The organism is Rhizobium quercicola (assembly GCF_021168455.1).
GTDB classification, from domain to species: Bacteria; Pseudomonadota; Alphaproteobacteria; order Rhizobiales; family Rhizobiaceae; genus Ferranicluibacter; species Ferranicluibacter quercicola.
In genome coordinates, this window is sequence record NZ_JAJOZR010000014.1 from 77,568 (window position 1) to 95,636 (window position 18,069).

14 protein-coding genes are annotated in these 18,069 nt (G+C 65.6%); 13 read left to right on the top strand and 1 reads right to left on the bottom strand.

The window, feature by feature from the left end:
- The first annotated feature begins 37 nt into the window (after positions 1-37).
- Positions 38-1,495 carry a glutamate--tRNA ligase gene (gene gltX / locus LRX75_RS19650; protein ID WP_231816340.1) on the top strand — a complete coding sequence of 486 codons (1,458 nt, stop codon included), beginning with the start codon at positions 38-40 and terminating at the stop codon, positions 1,493-1,495.
- A gap of 201 nt (positions 1,496-1,696) precedes the next feature.
- Positions 1,697-3,187, top strand: a complete 1,491-nt coding sequence (lysS, locus tag LRX75_RS19655) for a lysine--tRNA ligase (protein ID WP_231816341.1) — start codon at positions 1,697-1,699, stop codon at positions 3,185-3,187.
- 27 nt (positions 3,188-3,214) lie between these two features.
- On the opposite strand, the gene LRX75_RS19660 is transcribed toward lysS, so the two are convergent.
- The gene (locus tag LRX75_RS19660) at positions 3,215-4,477 is read right to left on the bottom strand and encodes a hypothetical protein (protein WP_231816342.1); all 1,263 of its coding nucleotides are present in this window, start codon (positions 4,475-4,477) and stop codon (positions 3,215-3,217) included.
- A 234-nt stretch (positions 4,478-4,711) separates the two neighbouring features.
- Between LRX75_RS19660 and LRX75_RS19665 the strand changes: the two genes are divergently transcribed.
- The 11 genes from LRX75_RS19665 (at position 4,712) to mnhG (ending at position 18,062) form a co-directional block, all read left to right on the top strand.
- Positions 4,712-5,962: an NAD(P)/FAD-dependent oxidoreductase gene (locus tag LRX75_RS19665; RefSeq protein WP_231816343.1), complete on the top strand. Its 1,251-nt coding sequence runs from the start codon at positions 4,712-4,714 to the stop codon at positions 5,960-5,962.
- Positions 5,963-5,971: 9 nt separating this feature from the next.
- Positions 5,972-6,922, top strand: coding sequence for a nucleoside hydrolase (locus LRX75_RS19670; protein ID WP_231816344.1), 951 nt, complete (start codon positions 5,972-5,974; stop codon positions 6,920-6,922).
- Positions 6,923-6,989: 67 nt separating this feature from the next.
- The gene (locus tag LRX75_RS19675) at positions 6,990-8,000 is read left to right on the top strand and encodes a ligase-associated DNA damage response exonuclease (RefSeq protein WP_231816345.1); all 1,011 of its coding nucleotides are present in this window, start codon (positions 6,990-6,992) and stop codon (positions 7,998-8,000) included.
- The gene (locus LRX75_RS19680; RefSeq protein WP_231816390.1) at positions 8,000-9,643 is read left to right on the top strand and encodes a cisplatin damage response ATP-dependent DNA ligase; all 1,644 of its coding nucleotides are present in this window, start codon (positions 8,000-8,002) and stop codon (positions 9,641-9,643) included. The genes LRX75_RS19675 and LRX75_RS19680 overlap by 1 nt, the downstream gene beginning before the upstream one ends.
- 561 nt (positions 9,644-10,204) lie before the next feature.
- Positions 10,205-11,617, top strand: a complete 1,413-nt coding sequence (locus LRX75_RS19685) for an efflux transporter outer membrane subunit (RefSeq protein WP_231816346.1) — start codon at positions 10,205-10,207, stop codon at positions 11,615-11,617.
- A gap of 423 nt (positions 11,618-12,040) precedes the next feature.
- Positions 12,041-14,971, top strand: a complete 2,931-nt coding sequence (locus LRX75_RS19690; protein ID WP_231816347.1) for a monovalent cation/H+ antiporter subunit A — start codon at positions 12,041-12,043, stop codon at positions 14,969-14,971.
- Positions 14,971-15,312, top strand: a complete 342-nt coding sequence (locus tag LRX75_RS19695) for a Na+/H+ antiporter subunit C (protein WP_092930522.1) — start codon at positions 14,971-14,973, stop codon at positions 15,310-15,312. Before LRX75_RS19690 ends, LRX75_RS19695 begins: the two co-directional genes overlap by 1 nt.
- Entirely contained in the window at positions 15,309-16,922 is a 1,614-nt protein-coding gene (locus LRX75_RS19700; protein WP_231816348.1) for a monovalent cation/H+ antiporter subunit D, read from the top strand. Before LRX75_RS19695 ends, LRX75_RS19700 begins: the two co-directional genes overlap by 4 nt.
- Positions 16,922-17,410, top strand: a complete 489-nt coding sequence (locus tag LRX75_RS19705; protein ID WP_231816349.1) for a Na+/H+ antiporter subunit E — start codon at positions 16,922-16,924, stop codon at positions 17,408-17,410. The genes LRX75_RS19700 and LRX75_RS19705 overlap by 1 nt, the downstream gene beginning before the upstream one ends.
- Entirely contained in the window at positions 17,407-17,688 is a 282-nt protein-coding gene (locus LRX75_RS19710; protein WP_113150115.1) for a K+/H+ antiporter subunit F, read from the top strand. The genes LRX75_RS19705 and LRX75_RS19710 overlap by 4 nt, the downstream gene beginning before the upstream one ends.
- Complete coding sequence (gene mnhG, locus LRX75_RS19715) at positions 17,685-18,062, top strand: monovalent cation/H(+) antiporter subunit G (protein ID WP_231816350.1); 378 nt, start codon at positions 17,685-17,687, stop codon at positions 18,060-18,062. The genes LRX75_RS19710 and mnhG overlap by 4 nt, the downstream gene beginning before the upstream one ends.
- The last annotated feature ends 7 nt before the right edge of the window (positions 18,063-18,069 follow it).

The window sequence follows — 18,069 nt, forward strand, 5'->3', positions numbered from 1 at the left end:
CCCGGAAACGCCAGCAGCACGCCAACAGGCCGAGATCATGACAGACACACCAGTCCGGGTGCGCATTGCCCCCTCCCCCACCGGCGAGCCGCATGTCGGCACGGCCTATATCGCGCTGTTCAACTATCTCTTCGCAAAGAAGAACAACGGCACCTTCATCCTGCGTATCGAGGACACGGATGCGACGCGTTCGACGCCGGAATTCGAGACCAAGGTGCTCGACGCGCTGAAATGGTGCGGGCTGGAATGGTCGGAAGGCCCCGATATCGGCGGTCCCTATGGTCCCTATCGCCAGTCCGACCGCAAGGACATCTACAAGCCCTATGTCGAGAAGATCGTCGATGCCGGCCACGGCTTCCGCTGCTTCTGCACGTCCGAGCGCCTTGCGGAGATGCGCGAAGCCCAGCGCGCCGCCGGCAAGCCGCCGAAGTACGATGGCCTCTGCCTGCATCTGAGCGCCGAGGAGGTGACGCGGCGGGTGGACGGCGGCGAGCCCCATGTCGTGCGCATGAAGATCCCGACGGAGGGCGTCTGTTCCTTCGTGGACGGCGTCTACGGCCCCGTCGAGATTCCGTGGGATGCGGTCGACATGCAGGTCCTGCTGAAGGCCGACGGCATGCCGACCTATCACATGGCAAACGTCGTGGACGACCACCTGATGCGCATCACCCATGTGGCGCGCGGCGAGGAGTGGCTGTCCTCGGTGCCCAAGCACATCCTGCTCTATCGCTATCTCGGCCTCGAGCCACCGGTGTTCATGCATCTCTCGCTGATGCGCAATGCCGACAAGTCGAAGCTCTCCAAGCGCAAGAACCCGACCTCGATTTCCTACTACTCCGCGCTCGGCTATCTGCCGGAAGCGCTGATGAACTTCCTCGGCCTGTTCTTCATCCAGATCGCCGAAGGCGAGGAGATGCTGACCATGGCGCAGCTGACCGAGCATTTCGATCCGGAGAACCTGTCGAAGGCGGGCGCGATCTTCGATGTCCAGAAGCTCGACTGGCTGAACGGCCGCTGGCTGCGCGAAGGTCTTTCGGAAGACGCCTTCGTCGGTCGCGTGCTGGCCTGGGCCATGGAGAACGACCGGATCAAGGAAGGCCTGCGCCTCTCCCAATCCCGCATCTCCAAGCTCGGCGACCTGCCGGATCTCGCCGGCTTCCTGCTGAAGGCCGATCTCGGCCTCGACGCGTCGTCCTTCGCCAAGGTGAAGACCGCGCCGGAAGAGCTGGTCGAGATCTTCAAAACGGTGCAGCCGGATCTCGAAACCATCGTCGAATGGAACGCGGAATCGGTGGAAGCCGAACTGCGCGCCAGCGCGGACCGCATGGGCAAGAAACTGAAGGTGGTTCTCGCACCGCTCTTCATCGCCGTTTCCGGCTCGTCGCGCTCGCTGCCTTTGTTCGACAGCATGGCCATTCTCGGCCGCTCCGTCGTGCGCCAGCGCCTGAAGGTCGCGGGTCAGGTGGTAGCGGCGATGGCGGCTGCGGCAAAGTAAAGTCGCGGGCTTGGCTGCCCTTCATCCGGCTGCCGCCACCTTCTCCCCGCATGCGGGGCGAAGGGACACGCGGCATCCGCCCACCTCTTTCAGGGCACGTCCCCTCGCCCCGCCTGCGGGGAGAGGGCTAGGGTGAAGGGCAGAGGCACCCGCCGACACATACGAAGACATCGCGGCCTTGCCGCCACAGGACAGGCAACCATGACCGAAACGCTTGACACCACCCTCTCCTCCGACGTCACCGAAGTCCGGGCCCAGAAGCTGAAGCTGCTGCGCGCGCAGATCGGCGATGTCTACCCCGCGCATTTTCACCGGACGATCACCAACGCCGAGCTTGCGGAGAAATACGAGGGGCTGGAGCCGGATGCGGTGACCGAGGATGTGGTCACCGTTGCCGGCCGCGTCTTCTCGTCGCGCAATTCCGGCATGTTCATGGATATCCGCGATGCCGGGGCTAAGATCCAGATCTTCTCGCACAAGGACACGACGCCGGAGGAGGCGCGCGCCCTGCTGCCGATGGTCGATATCGGCGACATCATCGGCGTTACCGGCGTCGTGCGCCGCACCAAGCGCGGCGAGCTGACGATCAACGCGCAAGAGATCACCATGCTGACCAAGGCGCTGCTGCCCATGCCGGAGAAGTGGCACGGCCTCTCCGACGTCGAGCTGCGGTATCGCAAGCGGCACCTCGACATCCTGACCAACGAGGATTCGAAGCTGCGCTTCCAGCAGCGCGCCCGCATCATCTCCGGCATCCGCCGCTTCATGGAAGAGGACGGCTTCATGGAGGTCGAAACCCCCATGCTGCATTCCGTCTATGGCGGCGCGACAGCCGAACCCTTCAAGACGCACCACAACACGCTGAAGCTCGACATGTATCTGCGCATCGCGCCGGAACTGTTCCTGAAGCGCACGCTGGTCTCGGGCCTCGCCGACAAGGTGTTCGAGGTCAACCGCAACTTCCGCAACGAAGGCGTCTCCACCCGCCACAATCCCGAATTCACGATGATGGAGTGCTACTGGGCTTATGCCGACTACGAGGACATCATGGACCTCGTGGAACGCCTGTTCTCGTCGCTCGCCATGAGCATCCACGGCTCGACGGACGTGACCTTCGGCGACAAGACGATCTCCTTCGCCGGCCCGTTCAAGCGCGTCCCCATGCCGGAGGCGGTCAAGGACGTTACCGGCATCGACTTCCTCGCCATCAAGACCGACGAGGAAGCCCGCGCGGCGTCCAGGGCGGCCGGCTTCGAGATCGAGAAGGACTGGACGTGGGGCGAATGCCTCGCCTTCATCTTCGAGGAAAAGGTCGAGGGCACGCTGATCCAGCCGAGCCACGTCACGCATTTCCCCAAGGACATCTCGCCCTTTGCCAAGGAAGTGCCGGGCGAGCCGCGCTTGGTCGAACGCTTCGAGACCTACTGCAATGCCTGGGAAGTCGGCAATGCGTTCTCCGAGCTGAACGACCCGGAAGAACAGCGCCGCCGCATGGTCGAGCAGCTGGAGCAGGCGCACGCCCGCGGCGAGAAGGAAAAGCAGCTGGACGACGATTTCCTCGATGCGATCGATCAGGGCATGCCGCCCGCAGGCGGTCTCGGCATCGGCGTCGATCGCCTGGTGATGCTGTTGACGAACGCCCCGTCGATCCGCGACGTCATCCTCTTCCCTGCCCGCCGCAAGGCGGACTGAGCAAAGCGTCTTCCCGGATCGGCGCCATCAATGGGTGGCGCCGGTCTCCTCGGGCGTCACGGCATGCGGCACCGCCGCCTCGTGCTCCGCCTCGGTCGCGACAGGGGCATGGGCCGCGTCGTCCGCAATCACAGCATGTCCCTCGGCCTCGGCCGCATCCTTTCCGTGACCGCCTTCGGGCGCCGTCACAGCCTGTTCGGGTGCTTCATGTTCGGGCGTCCCATGCTCCAGCGCCCCATGTTCGGGCGTCTCGGGTGCAGGGTCGGCATTCGCCACCGGCGCCTCCGCCGTGTCCCCGCCCAGTCCCGGAATCAGGCGCATGACCGTGGACAACATGCCGTCCCGAGCCGGTTCCGCAGCCTTCGCCGTCTCCCCATCCGCATGCGCGGTCTTGCCGCCCATTCCTGGGATCCAGGCGGTGACCGTGGAGACCCATCCGCCCTCTGCGGCCGCGGGCTGTTCGCCACCGGCGTTATCCTCCGCGTGTTCGCTCGCCGGTGCCGCGTGGCCGGCTTCGCCCTCGGCGGCCGGCGCATCGTGCCCTTCGGCCGGCGCGCCATGCTCTGCCGCAGTCTCGCCATGGCCTTCCGCAGGCGCACCATGTTCGCCCGCGGCTTCGCCATGCCCGTCAGACGGCGCATCATGTCCCTCGGCGGCAGCTTCGCCATGCCCGGCGGGCTTGCCGTGTCCGCCGACCCCATCGCCCTCGACCGCGACGGACGCATCGGCGACCAGTGTCTCGCAATCGGCGCGATCGGTCATCGCCGTCAGCGTCGCGCGGATGTCGTCGGGAGAGAGCGCCTTGCGCTCCCCGTAGAACAGACCGACCGCGTTGGCCTTGCCGTCGGCGTAGCGGGCGATGAAGGGCTGGTCCATGTCCGGCAGCTTCGTCGGGTCGGGCGCAAACAGCACCTCGGCGCCGATCGCGGCACCGCGCAGGTTCGCCCTGCCTTCCGGCCCCGCCCGGTCGAGCACGACGATCTGGTAGAGATCCGCCTTCTCCGCCTTCGCGAGCACGCCGGCGACGCGCAGCGCGGTGCGGACCCGCTCGATGCCGTCGACATTGTCGGTGCGGACATATTTGCGCAGCCAGCGCTGGCCGCCGCGGTTGAGCTTGATGAAATCCGACGTGGTGCAGGCGACGCCCGACGGCTGCGCAGCCGTCATCTCGGCCTCGGCATGCGACAGAAGCCCGCTCTGCAGAACGTAGACGCCGGCGCCGCCCAGGAGGACGAGCACGGCAGCCGCGCCGAGAAGACGCTTCTTCGACAGCCGGACTTTCAGGGACATACCTTTCACCTCGGCCGCTCCATGCCCTATCACGCGCTCCAAAAGGCCTGCCGGCGGCAGACATCACGGCGGGACCGTAAACGAACAGGGTTGAGGAAGCTTTAATCCGCCCGGTCCGCAGGCATGCCGTACCTCGCGAAAAACCGCGCGCAGCCTGTGTTTGCCCTTGATTGCCGATGGCCGGATGGCGCATGAGCTTGGGCAACAGGCTTCTCGAGCAGCGGACGGAACGGCATGGCACGGATCGGCATAGTGGGCGGCGGCATCATCGGCTGTGCGACAGCGATCCACCTGATCGCGCGCGGCCATGACGTCACCCTGTTCGAGCAGGACGCGACCGGCCTTCCCGCCTCGGTCGGCAATGCCGGCATCATGGCGATCCCGGAGATCGACCCGATCGCCCGGCCGGACATGCTTCTCTCTGCCCCGCGCTGGCTTGCCGATCCGCTCGGACCGCTGACGCTGCGCTGGACCGACCTGCCAGCCCTGACCCCCTGGCTGCTGGCCTTCCTGCGCTCGGCCCGCCCGGCGCAGGCCGCCCGCACCCGCAGCGCGCTGCTCGGCCTCATGCGAACCGTCCTCGACGACCACAGGCACCTCGCCGAGATGGCCTCGCTCGTCGATCCCGTGCAGCACACCGGCGCCATGACGATCTTCGACGCACAGACCGCGCTCGATGCGGCCTTTCGCCATGAGAGCGAAACGGCAAGGCTGCTCGGCTTTGCCGTGGAGCGACTCAGCCCCGCCGAGGTGCGCGCGCGCATTCCCGCCCTTGAGGGCGCGATCGCGGGCGGCATCTTCTCGGCCGGCTACCACACCTTCCGCCACCCCGAGACGTTTCTGCGCGCGCTGCAGGCGCATGTCCGTGCCCGGGCGACCCTGGTCGATGCGGGCATTGCCACGGTGCGTCCGAGCGCGGACGGCATCACGCTCACGACCTCCGCCGGCGTCGGCCACAGCTTCGACAAGGCCGTGATTGCCGCCGGCGTCTGGTCGCGCGACCTCGTGCGCGGCCTCGGGCTGCGCGTCTCGCTGGAAACCGAGCGCGGCTACAACACGACCTTTACCGATCCGCATCTGACGCTGCCCATGCCGATCTTCTTCTCCGAACACGGCTTCTGCGCCACGCCCTTCGACAATGCACTGCGGGTCGGCGGCGCCGTGGAACTGGCGCGCCCCGATGCCCCAGCCAACTTCGCCCGCGCGAAAGCGATGCGCACCAAGATGCGCCGCTATGTGCCCGCCCTGCCCGAAACGGGCGGCAAGGAGTGGATGGGCCGGCGTCCCTCGACGCCCGACAGCCTGCCGGTCATCGGCCTCAGCCCGGACGATCCGCGCATCGCGCTCGCCTTCGGCCACGGCCATCTCGGCCTCACGCTTTCGGCCACCACCGGCCGGCTCGTCGCGGAGCTGTTCGACACGGGCGAGCAACCGGCGCTCGCGCCATTCAGCATCCGCCGCTTCCAGCGCGGCACCAAGACCTGAGGGGGCATCATGCACAAAGTCATTTTCGATACCGATCCCGGCGTGGACGACGCCATGGCGCTGCTCTTCCTGCACCAGCACCCTGACATCGATCTCGTCGGCATCACCACCATCTTCGGCAACGCCTCCATCGAGACGACGACCCGCAACGCGCTGTTCCTTAAAAGCGCCTGGGACATTCCGGCACCGGTCGCAAAGGGCGTGGCCGAGACGATCGACCCCGCCCGCGCGCATGTCGGCTGGCCCGTCATGATCCATGGCCATGACGGGCTCGGCAATATCGGGGTTCCCGACACGGTCGAAGGCGCGCCGGATGCACGCCCCGCCCATCGCTTCATCATCGACACGGTGCGCGCCCATCCGGGCGAGATCACGCTCATTGCCGTGGGACGCATGACCAATCTCGCCCGGGCGCTCGCGGAAGATCCGCAGATCGTCTCGCTGGTCAAGGCCGTGGTCATCATGGGCGGCGCCTTCGACGTCGCCGGCAACATCACGCCCGCCGCCGAGGCGAATATCCACGGCGACCCGGAGGCCGCCGACATCGTGATGGGGGCCGCCTGGCCCGTCACCGTCGTCGGCCTCGACGTGACGATGAAGACGGTCATGACCCGCCCGGCCCTGGCTGCCATCGCCGCCGCCTCGGGACCGCGCGCAAAACTGCTGGCTGATATCTCCGACTTCTACATCGACTTCTACGCCCATATCGTCGCCGATGGCATGGTTGTGCATGACAGCTGCGCCTGCGTCTATGTCGTGGCGCCCGAGCTTTTCACCACGCGGACCGGCGCCATCCGCGTCGTCTGCGGCGGCATCGCCGATGGCCAGACCATCCAGAAGGCAGACGGTCGCGCCTTTCCGCCGAGCCCCTGGGACGGCCTGCCGAGCCAGACCGTCTGCACCGATATCGACGCGGATGCCGTGATGGCGCTGATCACCGAAACGCTGTCGCGCGCGTAAGCGTCTGCTGCAAAGAATCCCGGCCGCCTCTCTGGCGGCCGGCCCCGGTCCGGCTATCTAGATCCTCATGAGACCGGAAACGCTGCTTTATCCCACGCCCAAGGGCCTGTTCTGCGAAGCGGGCGGCTTTTACATCGATCCGGTGCATCCGGTCGACAAGGCGCTGATCACCCACGGCCATGCAGACCACGCCCGCTCCGGCCACGGCGAGGTGCTGGCGACGCGGGAGACGCTGGAAATCATGGCGATCCGGTACGGCGCGGATTTCTGCCGCCAGTCGCAGGAGGCGGTGCTCGGCGAAACGATGGCGATCGGCGATGTCACGGTCAGCTTTCACCCGGCCGGCCACGTTCTCGGCTCCGCCCAGATCGCCGTCAGCCGCGGGGGCACGAAGATCGTCGTCTCCGGCGACTATAAGCGCCGCCGCGACCCGACATGCCTGCCTTTCGAGCCCGTGCCCTGCGATGTCTTCATCACGGAGGCGACGTTCGGCCTGCCGGTCTTCCATCATCCGCCGGATGCGGACGAAGTCGGCAAGCTTCTGACCTCGCTGCGCCAGTTTCCCGAGCGCGCCCATCTGGTCGGTGCCTATGCGCTCGGCAAGGCCCAGCGCGTCATCATGCTTCTGCGGGAGGCGGGCTATCACGAACCGATCTACATCCACGGCGCGCTGGTCAAGCTCTGCGATTACTACCTCTCCAAGGGCATTCCCCTCGGCGAGCTGCGCCCGGCGACCGTGACGGCGAAGGAGAAGCCGGCCTTTGCCGGGGCCGTCGTCATCGGCCCGCCCTCGGCTTTTGCCGACAAATGGGCCCGCCGCTTTCCCGATCCGATCCCGATCTTCGCCTCCGGCTGGATGCTCGTGCGCCAGAGGGCAAAGCAGCGCGGCGTGGAACTGCCGATCATCATCTCCGACCATTGCGACTGGGCGGAACTGACCGATACCATTCGCGAGATCCGGCCAGGACAGGTCTGGGTGACCCATGGGCGCGAGGAAGCGCTCGTCCGCTGGTGCGAACTGGAGGGCATCAAGGCCCGCCCGCTGCATCTGGTCGGCTATGACGACGAGGGCGAATGATGCGGGATTTTGCAGAACTTCTGGACCGCCTCGTCCTCACCCCGTCGCGCAATGCGAAGATCCGGCTGCTGACCGACTACTTCCGCACGGCACCCGACCCGGATCGCGGTTATGCGCTCGCCGCTCTGGCCGGCACGCTGACGCTTTCGACCGTCAAGCCGAACGTGCTGCGCCAGCCGATGCTGGAGCGGATGGATCCGGTTCTCTTCCAGTATTCCTACGACTATGTCGGCGATCTTGCCGAGACCATTTCGCTCGTCTGGGAAGGGACCGAGCCTGACGAGGCCGACCTCGGCGATCTCTCGCTCGGGGCGATCGTCGCGCAGCTCCAGACGGTCGGCCGCGCGGATGTGCGCAATCTCGTGCGCACTCTGCTCGACCGCCTCGACGGCTCCAGCCGCTTCGCCTTCCTCAAGCTCATCACCGGCTCCATGCGCATCGGCGTCTCGTCCCGCCTCGTCAAGCAGGCCCTGGGCGAGATGGGAACGGTCGATGTCGGCGAGATCGAGACGCTGTGGCATGGCCTGCTGCCACCTTATGTCGAACTGTTTGCCTGGCTCGACGGCCATTCAGGTCGCCCGGAACTCACCATGCCCGCCGTCTTCCACTCGGTCATGCTGGCAACACCGGTGGGCGACAGGGATCTCGACGGGCTCGACCCGGCCGATTTCGTCGCCGAATGGAAGTGGGACGGCATCCGCGTGCAGCTTGCCAATCTCTCGGGCACCCGCCGGCTCTATTCCCGCAGCGGCGACGATATTTCCGGAGCCTTTCCCGACATTCTCGAAGCGGTCGACTTCGAAGGTGTGATCGATGGCGAGCTTCTGGTCGGGGGAACGCTGCGCTCCAACCAGGCGACGCGAACCTTCTCCGACCTGCAGCAGCGGCTGAACCGCAAGGCGGTGACACGCAAGACCATCGAGGAATACCCGGCCTTCCTGCGCGGCTACGATCTCCTGTTCGACGGCCCGCGCGATATGCGCCCGGAGCCCTTCGACGTCAGGCGCGACGCGCTGGAAAGGCTGATCGCCAACACGCCGCCGCTGCATTTCGACCTCTCGCCGCTCGTGCCGTTCGCCTCCTGGGAGGAGCTCGACCGGCTGCGAACCGCGCCGCCGGATCCCGTCATCGAGGGGATCATGCTGAAACGCCGCGATTCGCCCTATACACCGGGGCGGATGAAAGGGCCGTGGTTCAAGTGGAAGCGCGAGCCTTACAATATCGATGCCGTGCTCATGTACGCGCAGCGCGGCCATGGCAAACGCTCGAGCTATTACTCCGATTTCACCTTTGGCGTCTGGACGGAAGGCGATGCGGGTCAGGGCGACATCCTCGTCCCCGTCGGCAAGGCCTATTTCGGCTTCACCGATGCAGAGCTCGAAGTGCTCGACCGCTATGTCCGAAACAACACGGTCGAACGCTTCGGCCCGGTTCGCTCGGTCCGGGCGGAGCCGGACCAGGGCTTCGTGGTCGAGGTCGCGTTCGAAGGCATCGCTTTCTCGTCCCGCCACAAGTCGGGCGTCGCCATGCGGTTTCCCCGCATTTCCCGCCTGCGCACCGACAAGCTGCCGCGCGACGCCGACCGGCTGGAGACGCTGGTATCGATGATCGATGCGGGTGCTCCGGTAATCGACGACGCGTGATCCGGACGGCTCGGGCCGACGGCTTTTTGCAACCGGCCGGATGGCGCGGACCGTTACGCCTGTTTGTTCCCGATGTCGTGTCGCGACAACGTCCGACCGGCCGAAGGAGGGTGATTCTCCCTCGGGCCTGGATCTCGACCGTTCGTCGTCGGTAACGCGACCGCCACGGCGACCAGTGCCCGCCCGATGCGGCGGGACCGACACCGAAATCGCGCAGCGAGCCGGTTTCGAGGCCCGAAAGAGCCGAATGCGGCGCTCCGATCCTGCGGCAGACAGCCGAAAAGCGAATAAGGAAAACACAACCCGCATGCATGGCACGGATTGGGACACATGCGGAAATAATCAATTGCAACAGATGATTAGAACGGATCCGGCTGTCCGCCGCCATGTGGTCCGCGCCACATCGTACGCGCGAAGCGTGGCATGCGGGGAACACTTTCAGACAATAATGCGGAAGGCCCTCAGCTTTCGGATTGTTTCCTCGCTTCGGATGGTGAACATGGTAAAGACCAGATGTGAATCATTCGTTACCGGCGCATCATCTGCCGGATGGGGACCCTTATGAAGATTGCTCAAGCGCTCCTTCCCATGAGCATGCTCCTGCTGTCCGGCTGCGTGGTGGGTCCGGATTACCAGACGCCGGCCGACAACCTGCCGGCAAAATTCTCCAAGGCCGACACCCCTGCGGCCAACGTCACCCTGAACCCCTGGTGGCAGAGTTTCCACGACAAGAAGCTTGACGCTCTCGTCACGCAGGGCATGAACCAGAACCTGAGCGTCCAGCAGTCGATCGAACGCATCGTCCAGGCCCGCGCCAACGTCGTGATCGCCGGTGCGGATGCCCTTCCCGCGCTCAACGGCAGCGGATCCGGCAATGTGCAGGGCTCCGACGGTTCCTACCTGCAGAAGACCTCCGGCATCAGCCACACCGAGACCAAGTCGCTCGATGGCGGCCTCGGCGCCTCCTGGCTGCTCGATCTCTTCGGCCAGTACCGCCGCGCGCGCGAAAGCGCCAATGCGTCGCTCGATGCCGCCTACAACAATATCAACGTCGCCCGCCTCGCCTATCTCTCGGATCTCGTGACGTCCTACATCGACGCCCGCTACAACCAGGAAGCTCTGGCCCTGGCCCGGCTGAGCCTGTCGTCGCGGCGCGAAACGCTGAAGCTGACCAACGACATCCGCAGCGCCGGCGCGGCATCCAGCCTCGACGTCGTGCAGGCCGAGGGTCTCGTAAACTCGACCCTCGCCGAACTTCCGGCCTATGAGACCGGTTTCCATCAGGCGGCCAACCACATCGCCACGCTGCTCGGCCTGCCCGCCACCTCGGTCACCGCCGAACTGACGCGCGGCAAGGCGCAGCCCTGGCCGAAGTTCAACACCAAGGTCGGCGTTCCCGCCGATCTCGTGCGCAACCGTCCCGACATTCGCGTCGCCGAGCGGCAGCTGGCCGCCGCAACCGCCAATATCGGCGTGGCCGAGGCGCAGCTCTATCCGAGCCTCTCGCTCAGCGGCTCGATCAATGCCGGCCGCACCTTCGGCAATGCCGTCACCGGCAACCTGACGAGCTGGTCCTTCGGCCCGACGCTCGACGTGCCGATCTTCAACGGCGGCCGCCTGCGCGCCAATGTCGAGGCCCAGCGCTCGATCGCACAGGAACAGTATCTCGCCTGGAAGCAGACCGTCCTTAACGGCATCGAGGAAGTCGAGAACGCGATGATCGCGCTGCGCAAGAACTACGAGACGGTGTCGGCCCTGCGCCGGGTCGTCGCCTCCTCGGAGCAGGCCCTTGGGCTGGCTCGCGAAAGCTACCGCGGCGGCGCGACCTCGCTGCTCGACGTTCTCGACGCGGAACGCACGCTGTCCGACAGCCGCATCCAGCTCGCAGCGGCCATCCGCAGCCTCGCTGCCAACTACGTCGCCCTCAACGTGGCCCTCGGCGGCGGCTCGGGCATCGAAGTCGCGACGAAGTAAGCGACGGCAACAGAACCAGCAACCAAACGCACCGGAGATACCCTCTCCGGTGCGTTTTGCGTTTTTGCAGGGACGCGGCCTTTGGGCACCCCGCGCCATGGTCGAACGGGGGCGACCCAGATCACGACGCAGTCACGCAATGTTTCCTTGGCGCTCCGGCGCACGGAACGTTAGGCAAGGCGACATCCGACAAAAACATCGCAGGATGTTTATAAGACAAACTGGAAAAACGACGCGAAGCATCTATTTGCAACGTTCGCGGGTTGGCATCGCGGCGGAATACCGGCATAAATTTCCGGCATGTCGCGCGGCGTTCGCCCGCGCCGACCCTTCACGCCACCCGGCCCCGAAGGCTTCGTCCGCCGCTGCATCGCGCCGTGGCCGGCACGAGGACGCCGACATCGTAACGATCAAACTGGGGACATGACCATAGAGATCGCGCAAACCCTGCTGCTGTTGCTCGTGCTCACGCCATTCGTGGGAAGCCTCATCGCCATCAGCCTGCCGAGCGACCGCAGCACGATGGCCGCCTGGCTTTCGGGCTCCATCGCCTTCCTGTGTCTGGCGATCACGACGTCGCTGTATGTCTTCGTGATCGAAGGCCGCGTGCTGCGCACCGATATCGCCTGGATTCCGCAGTTCGGACTGAATTTCACGCTGCGCATGGACGGCTTTTCCTGGCTGTTTTCGGCCCTGATCAGCGCGATCGCGCTGCTGGTCGTCGTTTATGCGCGCTACTACATGTCGGCGGAAGATCCGGTTCCCCGGTTCTTTTCCATGTTTCTCGCCTTCATGGGCGCCATGCTCGGCCTCGTGCTCTCGGGCAATCTCATCCTCCTGTCGATCTTCTGGGAACTGACCAGCATCATCTCCTTCCTGCTGATCGGCTACTGGTATCACAATGCCAATGCGCGCGACGGCGCCCGCATGGCGCTGACCGTGACGGGCACAGGCGGTCTCTGCCTGTTCGTCGGCCTGCTGCTCGTCGGCCATGTCGTCGGCAGCTACGACCTCGACGTGGTGCTCGCCTCCGGCGATACGATCCGCAACCATCCGCTCTATGTGCCCATCCTCGTGCTCGTGCTCATGGGCGCGCTGACCAAGAGCGCGCAGTTTCCGTTCCACTTCTGGTTGCCGCAGGCCATGGCGGCGCCGACGCCCGTCTCGGCCTTTCTCCACTCGGCCACGCTGGTCAAGGCCGGCGTCTTCCTGCTCACCCGGTTCTGGCCGGTGATGGCGGGCACGGATGCCTGGTTCTGGCTGGTCGGCCTTGCCGGGCTCTCGACCCTGCTGCTCAGCGCCTATTTCGCCATCTTCCAGCAGGACCTCAAAGGCCTGCTCGCCTATTCCACCATCAGCCATCTCGGCCTCATCACCGTTCTCCTGAGCCTCGGCAGTCCGCTCGCCGCCGTCGCCGCGATCTTCCACACCATGAACCACGCGACGTTCAAGGCGTCGCTGTTCATGGCGGCCGGCATCATCGATCACGAGACCGGAACCCGCGACATGCGACGCCTGAGCGGGCTCTTCAAATACATGCCGATCACCGCCACGCTCGCCATGGTCGCGAGCGCCTCCATGGCAGGCGTGCCGCTGCTCAACGGCTTCCTCTCCAAGGAAATGTTCTTTGCGGAGGCGATCGAGACGCACCGGGTGAACCTGCTCGACACGCTGACGCCCTATGTGGCCACGCTGGCGAGCCTCTTTGCCGTCACCTATTCGCTGCGCTTCATCTACACGGTGTTCTTCGGCCCGAAGCCACACGACCTCCCGAACGAGCCGCATGAGCCGCCGCACTGGATGATCGCGCCGATCGGCTTCCTGGTTCTTGCCTGCCTCGTGATCGGCATCGTCCCGAGCCTCACCATCGGGCCGCTCCTGCACACGGCCGTGGTCTCCGTGCTGCGCGAGGAGACACCGGTCTACAGCCTTGCCGTCTGGCACGGGTGGAACCTGCCCTTCTTCATGAGCCTCTTCGCGCTCGTGGCCGGCATCCTGCTCTACGTCGTCATGCGACCCTATCTCGCCACCAGCGTCGAGGGTCCGCCCTATTTCCGCAGGCTGCAGGGCCAGCGCGTCTTCGAGCGCATCCTCGTCACCATCTCCTGGAAATGGGCGCGCATGGTGGAGATGAAGGCCGGTACGCGGCGTCTTCAGCCGCAGATGCGCATCCTCGTCTTCGTCGCCATCGTGGCCGCCGCGACACCCCTTCTCTGGGGACGCTTCCAGCCCGCCGATTTCGCGTTCCGCAACATAGACCCGGTCTTCGCCATCCTCTGGCTGATCGGCATGGCCTGCGCCGTCGGCGCGGCCTACCAGGCGAAGTTCCACCGGCTGGCATCCCTTGTTCTTCTGGGCGGCGCCGGCCTCGTCACCTGCATCACCTTCGTCTGGCTGTCGGCGCCGGATCTTGCCGTGACCCAGCTTCTGGTCGAGATCGTCACGACGGTTCTCATTCTCCTCGGCCTGCGCTGGCTGCCCAAGCGCTTCGAGAAAACCGATGCCGCCGCCATGTCCGTCGGCGTGCGCATGCGCCGCCTGCGCGATCTCGTTGTCGCGGTCACGGCCGGGGTCGGCCTGATGCTGATCTCCTACACGGTCATGACGCGGCCGATGCCGGAGACGATATCCAGCTACTTCCTCGAGCGCGCCTATTCCGAAGGCGGCGGCACCAATGTGGTCAACGTGATCCTGGTCGATTTCCGCGGATTCGACACGTTCGGTGAGATCGCGGTTCTCGCCATCGTCGCGCTGACGGTCTTCTCTCTGCTCCTGCGCTTCCGCCCGGCGGCCGAAAGTCTCGAGCGTCCGGAACAGCAGCGCGTCCAGAATGCGTTCGACGCGCGCCATCCCGAGCGGGAGACCGGCGAGAGCGTGGCGGAATATCTGCACATTCCCTCGGTCATCATGCGTTGGCTCTTTCCGGTCATCGGTATGTTCGCGGCCTTCCTGTTCTTCCGCGGTCACGATCTGCCGGGCGGCGGCTTTGCGGCGGGCATCGCGCTCTCCATCGCCTTCATCCTGCAATATATGAGCAGCGGTACGCGCTGGGTGGAGGAGCGGCTGCGCATCCATCCGCTGCGCTGGATCAGCGTCGGCCTTCTCGTCTCCACCGCCACGGGGCTCGGCTCCTGGATGTTCGGCTATCCCTTCCTCACCACGCATTCTCGCTATGCGGACCTGCCGCTCATCGGCGAGATGCCGCTTGCGAGCGCCATCCTGTTCGACCTCGGCGTCTTCTCGCTCGTCACCGGCGCCACCGTGCTGATCCTCATCGCGCTCGCCCACCAGTCCGTGCGCTCGCCGCGCGCCCATATGCGCAGCGTCAAACTGTCCGGAAAGGAGAAGAGCTGATGGAACTCGTTCTGTCCGCCGGCATCGGCGTCTTCGCAGGCTCGGGCATCTGGCTCCTCTTCCGGCCGCGGACCTATCAGGTCGTCGTCGGGCTGGCGCTGCTCTCCTATGCGGTCAACCTCTTCATCTTCGGCATGGGACGCTTGCGTCTCAACGCGCCGCCGGTGCTCGAAAAGGGCGTCGCCGGCGGTTTCCTCACGCACACCGATCCACTGCCCCAGGCGCTGGTGCTCACCGCCATCGTCATCGGCTTTGCCATGACCGCCCTCTTCCTCGTCGTGCTGCTCGCCTCGCGCGGCTTTACCGGCAACGACCATGTGGACGGGAGGGAAGAACGATGAGCTGGCTCGGTCACCTGATCATCCTGCCGATCCTCCTGCCCTTCGTCACCGCGGCGGCTCTCATCCCCATCGACGAGCGCCGACGGACGCTGAAAGGGGCGCTGAGCTTCGGCGCGACGCTCGTGCTGCTGCTCACGGGCACGGCCCTGATGATCGCCGCCGCCACGGCGCAGGACAACGGCTCGCTGGTCTACCAGCTCGGCAACTGGGCGGCACCCTACGGCATCGTCCTCGTCGTCGATCGCCTGTCGGCGATGATGATCACCCTGACGACGCTGATGGCGCTCTGCGCCCAGATGTTCTCCATGGCGCGCTGGCACAAGGCCGGCCCGCATTTCCACACGCTGTTCCAGTTCATTCTGGTCGGGGTCAACGGCGCATTCCTCACGGGCGACCTGTTCAACCTGTTCGTCTTCTTCGAGATCATGCTGGCCGCCTCCTACGGCCTCATGCTGCACGGGTCCGGCCCGATGCGCGTCAAGGCCGGCCTGCATTACATCGCCATCAATCTCGCCGCGTCCTCGCTGTTCCTCATCGGTGTCAGCCTGATCTACGGCGCGTCGGGCACGCTCAACATGGCCGATCTGGCGCTGCGCATTCCGGATCTGAGCGCCGAGAACCGCATGCTCATGGAGGCGGGTGCTGCCGTTCTCGGTATCGCCTTTCTCGTCAAGGCCGGCATGTGGCCGCTCGGCTTCTGGCTGCCGCAGGCCTATTCCGCGGCAACGCCGCCGGTGGCGGCGATGTTCGCCATTCTCACCAAGGTCGGTGTCTATATCCTGCTCCGGCTTTCGCTCCTTCTGTTCGGCAGCGAGGCCGGCACGTCCCAGGGCTTCGGACAGGGCGTCCTCCTCTATGGCGGCCTGCTCACCGTCACCTTCGGCACGATCGGCGTCATGGCGTCGCAGGCGATGGGACGCCTTGCGAGCTACTACGTGCTGATCTCGTCCGGCTCGCTGATGGCCGCCATCGGCCTCGGCATCACCGGCGTCATTCCCGGCACGCTGTTCTACCTGATCTCGTCCACGCTCGGCATCTGCGCCTTCTTCCTGCTCATCGACCTCGTGGAGCGCGCGCGAGACGCGGGCGCCGACGTTCTCGCGGTGACGATGGAAGCCTATGGCGACGGCGACGACGACGAGGCCGAGAAGGAGGTCGGCGCGGCCGTGCCCGGCACCATGGCCGTGCTCGGCATCTGCTTCGTCGCCTGCACCATGCTGATGGCGAGCCTGCCGCCCTTGTCGGGATTCGTCGCCAAGTTCGCGATCCTGCACGGCCTGTTTGCGAGCCTCGGCGAAACCGCGCCCGTCACGGCGGGGCAGTGGACCTTCGTGACGCTGCTCATCCTCTCCGGTCTCGCAGCGCTGATCGCGCTCAACCGGGTCGGCATCCGCACCTTCTGGAATTCGATCGAGGGCACCGTGCCCCGCGTCCGGCTGATCGAGATCACGCCCGTGCTCGTGCTCCTCGCCGCCTGCGGCTTCCTGACCCTGCAGTCGGGCCATGCGCTGCGCTATCTTCAGGATACGGCGACGGCCCTGTCGCAGCCGCAGATCTATATCGGCAGCGTGCGCGATGCCGTGCCGGTCGTTTCCCATGGGGGGTCCTGATGCGTTACTGGTTCCCCTACCCCCTTCTGTCGCTCCTGCTTCTCGGCTTCTGGCTGCTCGTCAACCAGTCGGTGTCGCCCGGGCAGATTCTGCTCGGCACCATTCTGTCCGTGTCCCTCTCCTGGGCGATGGTCAATCTGGAGCCGAGCAAGTCCCGCCTGCGCCGGCCGGGTGCAGCACTCCGCCTGGCGGGCTCCGTGATCAAGGATATCGCGCAATCCAACGTCGCGGTGCTGGGCGCCGTGCTGTCGCGGCGCAAGCCGCCCGTGCAGTCGGCCTTCGTCATGCTGGAACTGACGCTGAAGGACGACAACGCACTGGCACTGCTCGCCTGCATCCTCACGACCACGCCGGGCACCGCCTGGCTCGAATACGACCGCCAGACCCGCATGCTCCTCATTCACGTGCTCGACACGGCCGACGGCAAAGACTGGCAGTCGATCGTCGCCCATCGTTACGAGCGGCTTCTCAAGGAGATCTTCGAATGACCGAACTTCTCATCATCTGGTCGGTGCTGATCTCGCAGATCATGATCGGTCTCGCCATGATCTGCGCGCTCTATCGCGTTGCCAAGGGGCCGCGGGCGCAGGATCGCATTCTCGGGCTCGATACGGTCTATATCACCGGCATGCTGCTGCTTCTGACCTTCGGCATCCGCACGGCCAACGTGCTCTATTTCGAAGCCGCGCTCACGATCGCCCTGCTGGGCTTCGTTTCGACCATCGCCTTTGCCAAGTTCCTGATGCGCGGCGAGGTGATCGAATGACGTTTCTGGTCGATCTGCCTGTCTGGGCCGCCATTCCCGCCTGCCTGCTCCTGCTGTCGGGCGCCGCCATCACGCTGGCCGGCGCCATCGGCCTCGTCCGCTTTCCGAGCTTCTACGAGCGCCTGCACGCACCGACGCTCTGCACCAGCGGCGGCGTGCTGCTGATCGCCATGGCCTCGATGCTCGTCTTTGCCGTGCTTCAGAACCGCTGGATCGTGCACGAGGTCCTCATCGTGATCTTCATGATCGTCACGACGCCGGTCACGCTCATGCTGCTCGGCCAATCCGCGCTTTATCGCGACCGCGCGGAAAAGAGCGCGGACGTCCCGCGCAAGACGGAAACGGCAAAGGCCGATCCGGGCATCGATATCTAAAGCAGCT

Bases quoted from the DNA above. Each gene is read 5' to 3' on its own strand.
- LRX75_RS19670 (WP_231816344.1), top strand. From the start codon at position 5,972: ATGCACAAAGTCATTTTCGATACCGATCCCGGCGTGGACGACGCCATG.
- LRX75_RS19685 (WP_231816346.1), top strand. From the start codon at position 10,205: ATGAAGATTGCTCAAGCGCTCCTTCCCATGAGCATGCTCCTGCTGTCC.
- mnhG (WP_231816350.1), top strand. From the start codon at position 17,685: ATGACGTTTCTGGTCGATCTGCCTGTCTGGGCCGCCATTCCCGCCTGC.
- LRX75_RS19695 (WP_092930522.1), top strand. From the start codon at position 14,971: ATGGAACTCGTTCTGTCCGCCGGCATCGGCGTCTTCGCAGGCTCGGGC.
- lysS (WP_231816341.1), top strand. From the start codon at position 1,697: ATGACCGAAACGCTTGACACCACCCTCTCCTCCGACGTCACCGAAGTC.
- gltX (WP_231816340.1), top strand. From the start codon at position 38: ATGACAGACACACCAGTCCGGGTGCGCATTGCCCCCTCCCCCACCGGC.
- LRX75_RS19700 (WP_231816348.1), top strand. From the start codon at position 15,309: ATGAGCTGGCTCGGTCACCTGATCATCCTGCCGATCCTCCTGCCCTTC.
- LRX75_RS19705 (WP_231816349.1), top strand. From the start codon at position 16,922: ATGCGTTACTGGTTCCCCTACCCCCTTCTGTCGCTCCTGCTTCTCGGC.
- LRX75_RS19675 (WP_231816345.1), top strand. From the start codon at position 6,990: ATGAGACCGGAAACGCTGCTTTATCCCACGCCCAAGGGCCTGTTCTGC.
- LRX75_RS19665 (WP_231816343.1), top strand. From the start codon at position 4,712: ATGGCACGGATCGGCATAGTGGGCGGCGGCATCATCGGCTGTGCGACA.
- LRX75_RS19710 (WP_113150115.1), top strand. From the start codon at position 17,407: ATGACCGAACTTCTCATCATCTGGTCGGTGCTGATCTCGCAGATCATG.
- LRX75_RS19660 (WP_231816342.1), bottom strand. From the start codon at position 4,477: ATGTCCCTGAAAGTCCGGCTGTCGAAGAAGCGTCTTCTCGGCGCGGCT.
- LRX75_RS19690 (WP_231816347.1), top strand. From the start codon at position 12,041: ATGACCATAGAGATCGCGCAAACCCTGCTGCTGTTGCTCGTGCTCACG.
- LRX75_RS19680 (WP_231816390.1), top strand. From the start codon at position 8,000: ATGCGGGATTTTGCAGAACTTCTGGACCGCCTCGTCCTCACCCCGTCG.